Below are 13,169 nucleotides of genomic sequence, written 5' to 3' on the forward strand. Positions count from 1 at the left end.
GGCCACAAGCCGCCGGATGCCGTCGTTTTCGGTACGGCCTTGGGCACGGCACACCAACCCCCCCGCCACCCGGACCGGTTGGCAGACGAGCGCTTCAGGTGGAAGCCACCTGCCAGAGGGCATGAAGGCTCGACCCCAGCCGGAACCGGTCGCCCGATCGGCGGTCTGGCCGAACGAGCCGGTCCGAAATTGCGTTGATCTCCGGGAGGTTGTCGGAGACACTGCCCGCTGGAGTGTCCTGGCCAGGCGATAGGGCGGCCAGTCGGCGAAACGGGGGTCTGGCCGTGTTCTACCCGAAGATTCCTCAGCGGTTCGGCGACGGGTTGCCGGCCGGCGGGAGCTGGGTGGCCGAGGAGAAGGTGCACGGCGCGCATTTGGCGTTGGTCAGCGACGGCCGGACGGCGCAGGCCGCCGGGCGGCGCGGCCTGCTGGACGAGGATCGGCTTGAATCGTTCTTCGGGCTGACGCGGCTGTGGCCGGTACTGGCGACGGCGGCGGCCGCCGCGGCCCGGACCGCCGAGCAGAAGGTCATCTTGTACGGGGAGTTGGCCGGGGGAAGCTATCCGCACCCGCAGGTACCGCCGGTCGAGGGCGTCGACCCAGTGCAGACCGGCGTGTGGTACAGCCCTGACTTGGTGTGGCTGGCGTTCGACGGAGCCGTCCGAACATCGTCGGGCCTGCGCTGGATGGGCTATGCGGAACTGACGGAACTGCTGGCCGAGGTGGGTCTGGATCGCGTGCCGCTGCTCGGCCAAGGCCGTCGGCAGCAGCTGGGAGAGCTGCCTGTGGATTTCCCGACATCGGTGCCCGGCCGCCTGGGCCTTCCGGAACTGCCCGGCAACCAGGCCGAAGGCTACGTCCTCAAGCCGGCCACCTCCTGGGACACATCGGAACGGGGGCCGCGGCCCGTACTGAAGGTCAAGCATCCCGGCTTCGCCGAGGACTCCCGCTACGACGGCGCCCGGCCGTTCGTGCCGCCGCCCGGCGGGGTGACGGGAGTGCCGGCCTGGGTGCTGACGGCTGCGGTCGAGCGGCTGACTCCGCCACGGGTGGACGCGGCCCGCAGCAAGCTCGGCCCGGCCGTCGACGCCGCCGGGTTGGCCGCAGAGGTCGTGGCCGACCTGCTCACCGACCTCGACGACGACCTGGGCGGTCTCTCCGAGCTCCACCGTCAGCGCCTGGCCGCAGCGCTCGCACCCGCAGCCGGCATGCTGGCCGCACTTCACATCGGCGGAACCAGCCGTACTTCGCTGGGACAGACCCGCACGTAGGGTACAGCTGGGTACATTCGATCCCGCTTCTGGCTGAGGCGAGCTACTCCAGGACCGCGGTGGCTTCGACCTCGACCAGGAGGTCCGGTTCCCCCAGCGCCGCGACGCCCAGCAATGTGATCGGTTTGACCGGGTCGACCCCCAGCTTCGCCGCGGCCCGGCCGACTCCCTCACCCAGGAGGGGCAGCTTCTCCGGGCTCCAGTCGACGACGTAGACGGTCAGCTTCGCCACGTCGTCGAAGGATCCGCCGATCGCGGCCAGAGCGGTTCCGATGTTGAGGTAGGACTGTTCGACTTGAGCGGCGAGATCTCCTTCGCCGACCGGCCGGCCGTCGGCATCGCGGGCGACCTGCCCCGCCAGGAACACCAGCTTGGATCCGGTGGCGATGGAGAGCTGCCGGTAGACGTCGGGTTTCGGCAGTCCTTCGGGATTGATCAGCGTGATGGCCATGGCCCCTCCTCGGCGACAAGAATGAGAAAATCAGCGGTGGCGCGTAAGCATAGCAATGTTATGTATTGTGGAGCCATGGTGAGGACGAAGGATCCGGCGGTCCGCTCTCTCCTGCTGGACCGAGCCGCGCAGATGCTCAGAACCCGGCAGCCGGTGACACTTCGCTCGCTGGTCGCCGGAACCGATGTGTCCACCATGGCCGTCTACACCTATTTCGGTGGCATGGACGGCCTGTGGAAGGCGCTGCGGCAGGAAGGCTTCACCCGGTTGGCGGCCAAGCTCGCGGCCGTCCCGATGTCGGAGGATCCCGTCCACGACCTCGCCGCCCTGGGGGCCGCCTATCTGTCCAACGCTCTGGAGGCCCCCGACCTCTACCGCGTCATGTTCGACACGGGCTTCGAACTCGAAGACGCCGCGGCCGCGGACGAATCCCTGCACAGCCTCGTCCATGCCATTGAACGGGCCAAGGCGGCAGGGCGATTCCGCGGCGATGTCGACCCGGTGGCGCTGGCGACACAGAGCTGGGCGATCGGCCACGGGCTCGCATCACTTGTCGCCACAGGACCTCTGCCGCACGCCGCACTCGCCCACGTCGTGCCCGTACTGACCGCACTGTTCATCGGCGCCGGAGACACCCCCGACCGATGCCGCCAGTCGGTCGAGCGGGGCTGGAACCAAAATCCTCCGGCCTGAGCGCGCCTGCGCCATCGACGAGGCAGGTCCTGCAACCCCAGTCGATTCACCGTCCGCCGACGACAACGCTCTTGCCAGGGTCCAGACGTCGTTCTTCGCGCTTACTCGCCCGGCGAGAATTGTTGGCCGGCTGGAGCACGCGGCACCCTTGACTCCCGATCCTCAACCGAACTGCGGCAGATCGTCGAGGTCGTGCGGGCGTTGCCCGGTGGCCCGGACGGCGGTACTGCGAGAAACCCGACGCGTTTTCCGTCCTTGATGTCAGACAAACAGCCGTCTTGCTGTCTCCAGCCTCGGATGTGCTCCCATCCGTATTGAGACGCCTCGACGCCAAGACCTATGAGCTCCAGGGGGCGACTACAAATCCCTCACCAAAATGCCAGCACGATATCCACATGATCCTTAAATAAGGGATATCAGTTGCATGTCCTTGGGCCGGTCAAAGAAAATCGTTCGATGGACCGAGGCGTGATCAAAACCGGATGGCTAACCCTGCGACCATTTGCACTGGAGGATATCCCGTGGGTTTATGAGGTGTCCCAGGATCCGGCGTTGCAGCACTTCGTGGAGTTGCCGTCGCCCTACCGCATGGAAAACGCGGCGTTCTTCGTCGAGCAGCTGGCCATCGCCGGAGGACAGAGTGGACAGCGTCTGGAGTTCCTCGCTGAGGAAACGTCCACGGGAAATCGCCTGGGCCGCGTGGGTCTGTGGTTGGGCACACCGGGCACGGCCGAGATCGGATACTGGGTTGATCCGAAAGCCCGCACACGTGGCGTTGCCACCGACGCGGTGCGAGCTGTTTGTCGATGGGCCTTCCGCACCCACGGCCTGGAACTGATCGAGTGGCGCGCGGAAGTAGGAAACCTGGCTTCTCGCCGAGTTGCGGAGAAGGCAGGCTTCATCGTGGAGGCCACACTCCGGAAGCGGCTCTTTCACCGAGGAACTCGGGTGGATGCATGGTTCGGCTCCCTGCTCAAGAACGAGGCCCTTTGAGCTCCCACCAACGACTCTGTTAGTGCAGAAAAGCGCAGGTTTGTCGCAGTCATTCCGGGGGTTGGGCGGGGTAGTGCAGAGCCTGGCGGTGGCGGTGGCACAGGTAGACGATGCCTCGGCTCTCGGGGAGTTCGCGTTCGCGCAGGCCGCCCCATTCCTTTTCCGGGTCGAGTTCGACCAGGACTTGGCGCAGCTCGGTGAAGTCGGCGGTGGGTCGTCGCCCGTGGTCGGTGTCAGGATAAGGGTGGTGCCGTTCCAGTGCGGGTCGCGGTTCATCGGTGGATGAGCCGAGATCGTCGAGGAGTCTGCGGGACAACTCCAGCCGGGCTCTGTCCTCCTCGGTGAGGGCGATGTCGCCGAGGCCGGACAGCATGGACCCGACGACCGGCAGCATGCCGAGAAGGCCGGTCAGCAGGACGTGGAGATAGGGGGCGTAGCGGCTGAGCCCCGCGGGCAGACGCTTGAGCTCGTACACGCCGGCGCCGTCATCCAGGGGATGCGGGCCTTCGGGGTGCTCGCAGTACAGCCGGAACTCGTAGGTGAGCCGCCCGGTCTTGACGACGGTGAAGATACCGGGGCAGCGGGTTCCCTGTTCTCCGCGGTGGCGAAGCAGGTCACGGACGTGGTCCAGCATGTACAGCTGGGCACGCTCGATCCTGTTGGTGGTTTGGGCGAGTCGGCCCAGTCCGGCTTTGAGCTCGCTCACATCACGTTCGAGATGGAACGGGCGAAGCCCGAACAGCAATGTGCGGGGATCGACGTCGTCGATGGTTTCGGGGCATTGCAGGGATTTCCCGCGCTCAAGCGCTCGCTGTGCCGCCTGGTAGGGGAACTCGTGTCCACACCCATCGGCGCAGGGGCAGGGGATGAAACGCCGCACGTTCAGGCCGGGGTAGCGTTCGGCCAGGATGCCGGTGAACGCTTCGTCCAGGATCGAGTAGAACCGGTGCGGGGCGGGGCCGCGCACGCTCAGCCGGATGGTGGGCTGGGCGGAGTCGTCGTCGACGAGCAGCGCCAGCGGACGCAGGCTGCCGCCGTCGGGTCCGGCGGTGTGGTCGTGATGGCGGAGCAGTACACCCCGCGCCCAGGCGATGCCGGTGGTGTAGCGGTGCTCGCGGGCGATGAACCAGGAGGGGACGCCGGCCTGCCGGGAGGACAGCCGGTAGGTCAGGTCCACCTGGGTGGCTCCTTCGGCACGAAGGATCTCCTCCCATTCGGCCGGTAGGGCGGGGGTACCGGCAGGGAGCCGCTCGACCAGCAGCGCGACGTCCTCATGGCCGGGGGCGTCGATGCGGTAGGCCAGGTCGAAGCGCTCCATGAGTACCGTTAGCGTGTCCCAGAGGCCGGGATTGTCCAGGTCGCGCCAGAGCTCGGCCCGGTGGGTACGGCTGAGCAGCCCGCGCCGTTCCGTCACCTGACGGCTGTCGAGCACCCGGGTGATCATCTCGTCCACCCAGGCGGGCTTCAGCACGACCACCTCGCTGAGCTGCGGGTCGACGGCGAAGTGCAGGATGTCGCCACGATCGTGCAGCGCGGCCCGCAACGCCCTGTGTTCGACCTCGTCCGTCAGGCCGTGATCAATCATGAGCCGGTCGGCTTGGTGGGTGCTGATCCAGCGTCCAGGCCGGTTGGTCAGCTCGCGAGCGGCGGCGGTCCAGGTGTCCGGCCAGGGGCGGCCCATCAAAGGCAGATCGGCCGCCTGGCGGGCGATCTCCGCACGAAGCTCGTCGATGCCGGTGCCGTCGGCGCAGTCCACCTGGAGAATCCGCCGGATCTGCGGGTAGCGGGTAAACAGGTCGTTCTCATCCAGGTCGGCCACAGACGAGGAGCAGTGGGTGGCAACGACAAGAATGGGGGAGTTGGGCGCGGCGGTGGTGATGGCCTGAAGCCAGGCTTCGACCTGGCCTCCGGTACGCCAGCCCTGCCGGCTGTTCCACACCAGCAGAAACAGCGAGCGGTCGGTGAGATAGAAGCGCTGGGTGGCCCGATACTCCAGCTGCCCGCCGAAGTCCCACACGTTCAGCCGCATCGCGGTGTCCGGCAGGCTCGGGTGCGGCAGGTCCAACGGATCCAGGTGCACACCGTGCGTCTGCGGCTCGCTCTTGTCGTACTCCAGCCCGCACAGCGCCTTGGCCACCGAGGTCTTCCCCACCATGGCCTCGCCCACCACCAGCATCTTCGACGCCCACTGCGCCTCGCTACCCCGCTGTAGCGCCCGCAAGAACGCCAATATCGCGGCGGTCCCCGACACCAGGATCTCCGGTGGCGGACTAACCAGCGGATTGTTGTCGAGGGAGAGCGTGGTGAGGTTGGTGAGGTTGCTCAGCCATTGGGGTAGTTCGGTGAGTTGATTATCGCTGATGAAGAGCTGGTTGAGGTTGGTGAGGTTGCTCAGAGTCTCGGGTAGTGCGGTGAGTTGATTGTTGTCGAGGGAGAGCGTGGTGAGGTTGGTGAGGTTTTCCAGCGATTCGGGTAGTGCGGTGAGTTGATTGTCGTGGAGGGTGAGCTCGGTGAGGTTGGTGAGGTTGCTCAGCCATTCGGGTAGTGCGGTGAGCCTGCTGTCGCCAATGTAGATCTTGGTGAGGTTGGTGAGGTTGCTTAGCCATTGGGGTAGTTCGGTGAATTGGTTGTCGCCGATGTAGAGCCTGGTGAGGTTGGTGAGGTTTTCCAGCGATTCGGGTAGTGCGGTGAGCTCATTGAGGTTGAGGGAGAGTGCGGTGAGGTTGGTGAGGTTTCCCAGCGATTCGGGTAGTCCGGCGAGTTGGTTCTTATGGAGATGGAGGTTGGTGAGGTTGGTGAGGTTGCCCAGGGATTCGGGTAGTTCGGTGATTCGGTTGATACCGAGGGCGATGGTGGTGAGGTTGGTGAGGTCGGTCAGCCATTCAGGCAGTTCTGTGAGCTGATTATTGTGGAGGGTGAGGACGTTGAGGTTGGTGAGGTTGCTCAGCGACGTGGGGAGATGATCGAGAGCGAGATCGGATAGATCCAGCTCCTTAGCGTTGGTATGGGCGGCTTCCTCGATACGACTAATCGCCTCTTCACTCATCGAGCCCTCCCGTGTCCAGCACCGATCGAAGTCCCTGGGATGCCCACCTATGGCCCCCGTGGGCGTCGTTGACCAGGCGCTATGGTGTCAAGAATCGCGCCCTGTGTGAGCTGATTTCGCCATATGTCGATAAATGCAGCTAGCGTGCCCGGGCGAGGGTTTCCGGCCGGGGTACGACCTCAGCGCGGTCCGGGTCGGAACCCGGACGGGAGATCGCCAGGCCGCAGCCGTACGAGCCCTCACCGACCTCATCGTCCAGTCCGCCATCCTCGTCGGCTGACCGCTGCTGGGCGGAGCTCGGCCGTACAGACTTCACAAGCGGTGTTGTACGGCCTCAAGGCGCGGTCCGGGGCCACCTGTCGGTGCGGGAAGTGTCGTGGGTCGTGGTTGGGCCGGATGATCGTCGTGGTGTGTGCACCGCGGGAGCATAGAGCGCAACGATCACCAGCACGGCCTACCGGGTGGTGGAGGCGAAGAGGTCTTCGCGGGCGGTGAGCAGGGCCAGGCGGCGGGCGCCGGTGAGGACCGGGTTGCCTTCGACGGTGGAGAGCCGGAGCGGGGGCTTGGGGATCGTCATGAGGTGGAGTTCCTGCTCCACCAGGGCGCGCAGGGTTTCGCCGCCCGCGACCGCGACGTCCCCGGCCAGGACGACGAGTTCGGGGTCGAGGACGGCGACCACGGCGGCGAGTCCGAGCGCGAGCCGGGTGGCGATGTCGTCCAGCGCGTCCTTCGCCCGGGCGGCCTCGTCGCCGTTCCCGGCCGGGTCGGCTGTCAGTGCCGCGGCGGCGGACTGTACGGCCCGTGCGAGGGTGGGGCCGCGGAAGCCGTACGACCTCAGGACGGTTCGTACGGCCGGGCCGCCGGTGAGGGCGTGCAGTCCGTAGGCGGCGGAGCGGCCGGGCACCTGGGGGAGGGGTGCTCCGGGGACGGGCATGTAGCCGATCTCGCCGGCGCCTCCGGTGGCACCCCGGTGCAGTCTGCCGCCGAGGACCACGGCCATGCCGAGCCCGTCGCCGGCCCACATCAGGACGAAGTTCCGGCCGGCCCGCGCGACGCCGTGCGTCTGCTCGGCCATGGCGACCAGGTTGACGTCGTTCTCCACGGCCACGTGGAGTCCGTCGAGCCCGTCGCGCAGGGCGGTGAGCAGGTGGGGCATGCGCCAGCCGGGCAGGTGGGCCGCGTAGCCGAGCCGTCCGGTGGCGGGGTCGACGGCGCCTTGGATGCCGATGACGGTACGGCGGAGGCGCGTCAGGGGGACGTCGGCGGCGAGGCAGGCTCCGGTGAGGGCGCTGCGGACGCGTTCGACGGCGTCGACTCCGGTCCGTCCGGGGGTGGGAAGCAGGTATTCGCCGACGACGGCTCCGGAGATGTCGGCGACGGAGGCGGAGATCCGGGTGGGGGAGACGTCGAGCCCGGCGACGTAGGCGGTGCCGGGGTTGATCCGGTACACCTCGGCGGCGCGTCCGGGGCCGCCTTCCCGAGTGCCTTCGGGGATGACGAGCCCGGCGTCCTGGAGGCGGGCGAGCAGCTGGGAAGCGGTGGGTTTGGAGAGGCCGAGGAGTGCGCCGATCTCCGGGCGGGTGAGCGGCCCCCGTTCCGTCAACGCCTCAAGGGCGGCCTTGTCGTTGGCCACGCGGATCAGGTTGGGTGCGGCGGGGGCGGGCTGGACCACCGGAACGGTCCTATCTGTAAAAGTTAGGAAACTTTCCTAACTTGAGACCTGTGGAGGCAATTGTTGTACGGCCGTCATTCTATCCCTCTGCCTTGGACTATCCGGATTCGCTGACGCACTGATTGGTCGGTATGCCCATCCTGGCAGTCTAGTTAGGGAACTTTGCTAACTATCATGCGCACCCTTCCCCCTTGAGGGGGCGATGTGGACCCGTACAACCCCTGGCGCTCGGATAACGGGCAGGCGCACCAAGCTCATTCCCCTCGTTCTGCTCACCCTGCCGGCACAGCTGATCCGAAACAGCGCCCGGGTACGCGGCCAAGCGGCCCCTATCGGCGAACAGACGAGCCTTGACCTCGTCGGACGAGGATGCGACACCGACCGGGAGCAAGGCCGTGGACTCAAGGGCGGCGGGAGCCGTTGATGCGGCCGCGAGATGGGTTTCCGCCGGGCAATTACACCACCGGGCGCCGGTGGCGTCGAGGAGGTCGCCGGCGCAACAGGGACCGCGATCTCGCCCGAATCCACGGCAAACAGCGTGGTACGCCGTACGGCCACTCGCCCTGGGGAACGGAGGTCCACACACCGGCGGGTGACGCTCCCCATCGCCGCCGGCGAACGCCGTCACCGGACCTGACGTGCCCCCGGGGCGGTGGTGAAGTCGATCTTGGCGACGGTGGGGAGGCGGTCCACTTCGAGGGCGTTCCGCAGATGGGGGAGCGCTTGGTCGGTCACCCGGTTGAGCAGGGCGCCGAGGTCGGCGTCCGGTTCCGTCTGCAGGTTGAGACGGAGCCGGGGACGGTCGGGAGACCCGGCGAGTACGGCGTGCGCGCCCCGTACCTGCGGGTAGCGGCCCACCTCCTCGGCGAGCGCGTTGGTGACGGTGGCCGAGTCCATCTCGGTGACCCCGGAGGGATCGGAATCGAGGCGCATCCGCCGCATCCGGTCCAACCGGACCTGCGTGAACAGCCAGCGGAGGCCGAGCAGGGCGACGATCACGGCGAGGGCGGCGACGGCGGGCCAGAACCACGCCTGCTGCTGGGCGAAGGCCGCGGTCTGTCGGGTAAGGATGGGCTGGGCGGCGACGGTACGGCCGAAGGCACCCAATCCGAGCGCGAGCGCGAGCCCGCCCACGGCGAGCAGGACGAGTCCGACCAGGGTGAGGCCGAGCCGGTTTCCCCTGGCGGTGGTGCGCTCGCTCGTCCGGCTCATGTCGTCCCCCGATGCCGTACCGTCACTTTGATCGGCAGATCCTGCGCGGGCGCCAGCCGTTCGAGCTCCCTGGACACCGAGGCGTGGATCTGCTCGGGGATCCCGTGCGGATCCCGCAGGTCGGTGTGCGCGGACACCTCGATCCGGCCCCGCGGCAGCCGTACCCACGCGGAGCGCACCCCGTCCACCCGGGTCGCCGCGACCGCGAGTGCGTGGCCGGCCACCCCGCGTTTGACGCCCACCACGAGGTCGGGGTCGGTGCTGCGGAGCGGCAGGAGTTTCGGGCGTCCGGGGACGAGCGCCAAGGCGATCAGGAGCAGTCCGATGAGCGCGAGGATCGCGCCGGTCAGGAGCGCGGCGGGGGCCTGCCAGGGGGTGCTCGCCGCCCATCCGGCGAACAGGTGGTACGGCGGTGTCCAGGTCGGCCGCCCGAGCATCGTGGAGATCACATTGACCGCGACGAGGGTGCCCACAGCGATCAGCGCCAGGGCCGTGAGCACGGCGGGGATCATCCGTTTCGGCCGGAAGGTCCGTATCTTCGTCATGATCTGGGGGGTCTGGGTGTGGGTATCACCGGGTTCGGGGCCTTCGCCGGGAGTGGGGCCTTCGCCGGGCACTCCGGGGAGGCCGGTCACGCCCGTCACAGTGTGTCCCAAACCGGAGCCGGGTCGGTGCCGGGTGGTTCGAGCCGCGTCACGGAGATGTCGACGTGGCGGACCGAGAGTCCGGTGAGCTCGTGCACCCGGCGCTGGACGTGGTCGCGGACCTCCGCGGTGACCTGCCGCACCGGCTCGGGGTAGCGGATCGCCAGATCCAGCCGGACCGAGGCGATGGAGCCGTCGACCTTCGCCGACGCCTTCGGGCCGGTCCAGAGCGAGCCGACCCGGCCGCGCTGGATCCCCGATGCCCGGTCGACCTCCCCGGCGGCCTCGGCGGCGATCTTCGCCACCACCCGGCCGGGGACGACGGTGACGCCACGCCCGGTCAGGGGTTCGCTCATCGCCGCCTCGCGAACAGGTCGGACATGTCGAGGTTGCCGGCTTCGGCGACCCGGCCGACGAACAGGCCGGCCACTCCCAGCACGAGCACCAGCAGGAACGCGCCGAGTCCGCCGAACGCGCCGGCGAGCCCCAGCACCGTTCCGTAGGTCAGCCCGACGATCGACCAAATCGGGTATGCGTTCATGTCTCCCCCTGAAGCTCAGATTCGGTACGGACGTCGTCGACGGTCACGTTCACCGGCAGGTCCCCCGTAAGATCGGCGACCGCGCCCCGGACCGATTCGGCGATCTCCGCCAGAGGCCGCCCGTACCTGGCGACGATGTGGATCTCCACCTCGTCGTCGCGGACCGCCACCCCCGAGACCATCTCCCCCGGAAGATAGGTGGCGACCGTCCCGTACGGGCCGCCGGACAGGCCCACCACATCCGGGCACGTCGTGACCCGCTCCGCGATGAGCCCCGCGACCTCGCCGGTCATTTGACCCGTGGCTCCGACGTGGCGCCCGTCTGCTGCTGCTGCTGCGTTCGCTCCTGCCCGGGCAGCCAGACGTCGTCGACGAGAATGTTGACCTCGGTCACCTCAAGCCCGCACATCCGCTCCACCGCCCCGATCACGTTCTTGCGGACGGCGTTCGCGAGATCCGGGATGGAGATCCCGTACTCGACGACGAGGTCGATGTCGGCGGCGGCCTGCCGCTCCCCGACCTCCACGGCTATCCCCCGAGTGGCGCTGCCGTAGTCGCCCCCCGGCAGTCGTTCCTTGATGGCCCCGAAGGCCCGGGCCGTCCCGACACCGAAGTCGCGGACGCCCCGGACCTCTCGGGCCGCCATGCCCGCGATCTTCGCCACGACGGTGTCGCTGATCGTGGTGTTACCTTGGTCGGTCAGGAGCCGGCTGCCCCCGCCCTCCCGGACCGCCTGCCTCTCCCGAGCCTGCTGCTGGGGTACGGATTGCTCCGCCCCCTTGGCCGGCGTGGTCTGCGACGGAGTGGTTCTCATCTCGGACATGGTGAATCCCCCGATCTATGCTGGCTCAGTCGTTGGAGTAGCGGTCCTTCTGCTTGCTCGCCGACTCACCGAACTTGCCTGCGGTGTCGCCGAACTTGTTCTTGGCATCGCCGAACTTGTTCTTGGCGTCACCGATCGCGTCCTTGGCCTTCGCCTTGGCCTCCTCGGCCTTGCGCTCAGCCTCACGACGCGCCTCGTCGGCACCCTTGTTTGGGTTCGGGGCCTTCTTGCCCTTGCCGAATGACTGCTCACCCTTGCTGTTGAGCTTTCCCATGATTCCCCCTTATGTCCCTGTTAGTAGTACCCACTACACAGAGCGTAATCACGATGTACCCCCAGAGTTCCGCCGTTCACGCTCGAACAGGCATGGAACTGGACAAAAAGGGTGAGGATGATCCCCTTAGCCCGTCGAGCGGTCCCGCCGCCACAACCATCGACGCGGCCATCACCGGTTCCAGGGAGACCGAAGCGCGCTCCGACCCGAATCAAGATTGGCCCGCACGACACGCGTCGAGGGGTGATCCGAACTGAGTGCTCGCTCACACCCCGCCGGAGTGGCCTCGTGTAAGGGGATGGCCTGGTCGAGTCGTCCGGCTGTTTGGTAGAAGGTCTCGACACCAAACCGTGCCTATCCGGGCACCGATCACGTTTTGTTGGTTCGCAGCGGCATTTATCGGCCGACATGATCCATACCAAAGCGGGGTGAACTAGGGTGACCCGCGTGAGCCTGCCTAAGGGGACCGGCAGCGGGTTTTCGCGCCTGGTCGCACGTGCTCGAACAGTCGCACTTGTCGGGAAGACGGGTGGGCGCCCCGCACCACTCGTCGAAGTGGCACTCCTGCTGCTCGTGATCCTGGTCTTCGTACGACTCCATTCCGCCGCCGGGAAAGACGTCGCGGCCGCCACCGCCAACGCTCTGGCCTTGCAATCCATCGAGCGGGCCCTCAACCTGGACATCGCCCTGGCGGCGAACCGGTGGCTGACCGAGCATCCGGCCCTCATCCAGCCGGCGGTGTACTACTACCGCTTGTACTACCTCGCGATCATCGGTGTGCTGGTGTGGGTCTTCGTCCGGCACGCCGAGGTCTACGTCAAGGTCCGCCGGACCCTCGTCACGATGATCCTCCTCGTGCTGCCCGTCTTCTGGGCGCTGCCCATGTCGCCCCCGCGGTTCGCCCTGCCGGGTGTCGTCGACATCATCGCCGAGCACGACATCCTGGGCAGCCACGCTCTGAGCGGCCACGCCGCACGGGAGGTCGAGAACAGCCAGAACCTGTATTCGGCGATGCCCAGCATGCACGTGGGGTGGTCGCTGTGGTGCGCGTACGCCGTGTGGTACGCGCTGCGGGTCTCCCATCCGCGACTTGCCCTGCTGTCGTGGATCTTTCCGCTGGGTATGGCGACGGTCGTGCTCATCACGGGAAACCACTACGTGCTCGACGTCGCCGGAGCGATCGTGTTGCTGGTCGTCTCCATCGCCGTCGTATCGGCGTGGGGCCGCCTCACCGAGCGCCGATTCGCCCGGTACGGCGCATAGCGCGCTCGACCTTCCCCGTAAGTCCTCGCCGAACGCGTTGCGCACATGTCCGGCGGACAAGAAGGCCGGCCGCAGGCGCGGGCGACAGGTTGTCGGGTGCCATCCCGCAGTCAGGGATTCCGTCGTCGGTCGCGCCTACTCAGCCGTCGTGGAGGGTCCTGAGACCTTCGGCGACACCGACCTTGCGGGATCCGGTGCTGCTGGAATGGAGAATGGCTGCGGGGCTTGGGATTCCTCTAGAAATGATGAAGTTTATTAACGAGTGGAGCGATCAATCAGGCTGTTC

General features: G+C 67.3%; 15 protein-coding genes. 5 read left to right on the plus strand and 10 right to left on the minus strand.

What is annotated here, in order from left to right; translation table 11 throughout:
- Positions 1-284 precede the first annotated feature (284 nt).
- Positions 285-1,271, plus strand: coding sequence for an RNA ligase family protein (locus tag RUR_RS22855; RefSeq protein WP_283137206.1), 987 nt, complete (start codon positions 285-287; stop codon positions 1,269-1,271).
- Positions 1,272-1,314: 43 nt separating this feature from the next.
- On the opposite strand, the gene RUR_RS22860 is transcribed toward RUR_RS22855, so the two are convergent.
- A complete protein-coding gene (locus tag RUR_RS22860) occupies positions 1,315-1,722 on the minus strand; it encodes a RidA family protein (protein WP_283137207.1) in 408 nt (135 codons plus the stop codon).
- Between the two features lie 75 nt (positions 1,723-1,797).
- On the opposite strand from RUR_RS22860, the gene RUR_RS22865 reads away from it, so the two are divergent.
- Together RUR_RS22865 and RUR_RS22870 are read left to right on the plus strand one after the other, a co-directional pair.
- The gene (locus tag RUR_RS22865; RefSeq protein ID WP_283137208.1) at positions 1,798-2,415 is read left to right on the plus strand and encodes a TetR/AcrR family transcriptional regulator; all 618 of its coding nucleotides are present in this window, start codon (positions 1,798-1,800) and stop codon (positions 2,413-2,415) included.
- Between the two features lie 456 nt (positions 2,416-2,871).
- Positions 2,872-3,408 (plus strand): GNAT family N-acetyltransferase, encoded by a 537-nt coding sequence (locus tag RUR_RS22870; protein WP_283137209.1) that lies wholly within the window; start codon positions 2,872-2,874, stop codon positions 3,406-3,408.
- Positions 3,409-3,457: 49 nt separating this feature from the next.
- On the opposite strand, the gene RUR_RS22875 is transcribed toward RUR_RS22870, so the two are convergent.
- A complete protein-coding gene (locus tag RUR_RS22875; RefSeq protein ID WP_283137210.1) occupies positions 3,458-6,454 on the minus strand; it encodes a leucine-rich repeat domain-containing protein in 2,997 nt (998 codons plus the stop codon).
- Positions 6,455-6,587: 133 nt separating this feature from the next.
- Between RUR_RS22875 and RUR_RS22880 the strand changes: the two genes are divergently transcribed.
- A complete protein-coding gene (locus tag RUR_RS22880; protein ID WP_283137211.1) occupies positions 6,588-6,734 on the plus strand; it encodes a hypothetical protein in 147 nt (48 codons plus the stop codon).
- A 174-nt stretch (positions 6,735-6,908) separates the two neighbouring features.
- Here RUR_RS22880 and RUR_RS22885 read toward each other — a convergent pair whose 3' ends face one another.
- The 8 genes from RUR_RS22885 to RUR_RS22920 form a co-directional block, all read right to left on the minus strand.
- The gene (locus RUR_RS22885; protein WP_283137212.1) at positions 6,909-8,126 is read right to left on the minus strand and encodes an ROK family transcriptional regulator; all 1,218 of its coding nucleotides are present in this window, start codon (positions 8,124-8,126) and stop codon (positions 6,909-6,911) included.
- Positions 8,127-8,750: 624 nt separating this feature from the next.
- Complete coding sequence (gene amaP, locus RUR_RS22890; RefSeq protein WP_283137213.1) at positions 8,751-9,338, minus strand: alkaline shock response membrane anchor protein AmaP; 588 nt, start codon at positions 9,336-9,338, stop codon at positions 8,751-8,753.
- A complete protein-coding gene (locus RUR_RS22895) occupies positions 9,335-9,973 on the minus strand; it encodes a DUF6286 domain-containing protein (RefSeq protein ID WP_283137214.1) in 639 nt (212 codons plus the stop codon). Before RUR_RS22895 ends, amaP begins: the two co-directional genes overlap by 4 nt.
- 5 nt (positions 9,974-9,978) lie before the next feature.
- Positions 9,979-10,338 carry an Asp23/Gls24 family envelope stress response protein gene (locus RUR_RS22900; RefSeq protein WP_283137215.1) on the minus strand — a complete coding sequence of 120 codons (360 nt, stop codon included), beginning with the start codon at positions 10,336-10,338 and terminating at the stop codon, positions 9,979-9,981.
- Positions 10,335-10,523, minus strand: coding sequence for a hypothetical protein (locus RUR_RS22905; protein ID WP_283137920.1), 189 nt, complete (start codon positions 10,521-10,523; stop codon positions 10,335-10,337). The genes RUR_RS22900 and RUR_RS22905 overlap by 4 nt, the downstream gene beginning before the upstream one ends.
- Positions 10,520-10,816 (minus strand): Asp23/Gls24 family envelope stress response protein, encoded by a 297-nt coding sequence (locus tag RUR_RS22910; RefSeq protein ID WP_283137216.1) that lies wholly within the window; start codon positions 10,814-10,816, stop codon positions 10,520-10,522. The genes RUR_RS22905 and RUR_RS22910 overlap by 4 nt, the downstream gene beginning before the upstream one ends.
- Positions 10,813-11,346 (minus strand): Asp23/Gls24 family envelope stress response protein, encoded by a 534-nt coding sequence (locus RUR_RS22915; protein ID WP_428847018.1) that lies wholly within the window; start codon positions 11,344-11,346, stop codon positions 10,813-10,815. Before RUR_RS22915 ends, RUR_RS22910 begins: the two co-directional genes overlap by 4 nt.
- Positions 11,347-11,371: 25 nt before the next feature.
- Positions 11,372-11,620, minus strand: coding sequence for a hypothetical protein (locus RUR_RS22920; RefSeq protein WP_283137218.1), 249 nt, complete (start codon positions 11,618-11,620; stop codon positions 11,372-11,374).
- Positions 11,621-12,175: 555 nt separating this feature from the next.
- On the opposite strand from RUR_RS22920, the gene RUR_RS22925 reads away from it, so the two are divergent.
- A complete protein-coding gene (locus RUR_RS22925; protein ID WP_283137219.1) occupies positions 12,176-12,883 on the plus strand; it encodes a phosphatase PAP2 family protein in 708 nt (235 codons plus the stop codon).
- The last annotated feature ends 286 nt before the right edge of the window (positions 12,884-13,169 follow it).

Source organism: Rhizohabitans arisaemae, assembly GCF_025996515.1.
In the GTDB taxonomy this organism is placed as follows: Bacteria; Actinomycetota; Actinomycetes; order Streptosporangiales; family Streptosporangiaceae; genus Rhizohabitans; species Rhizohabitans arisaemae.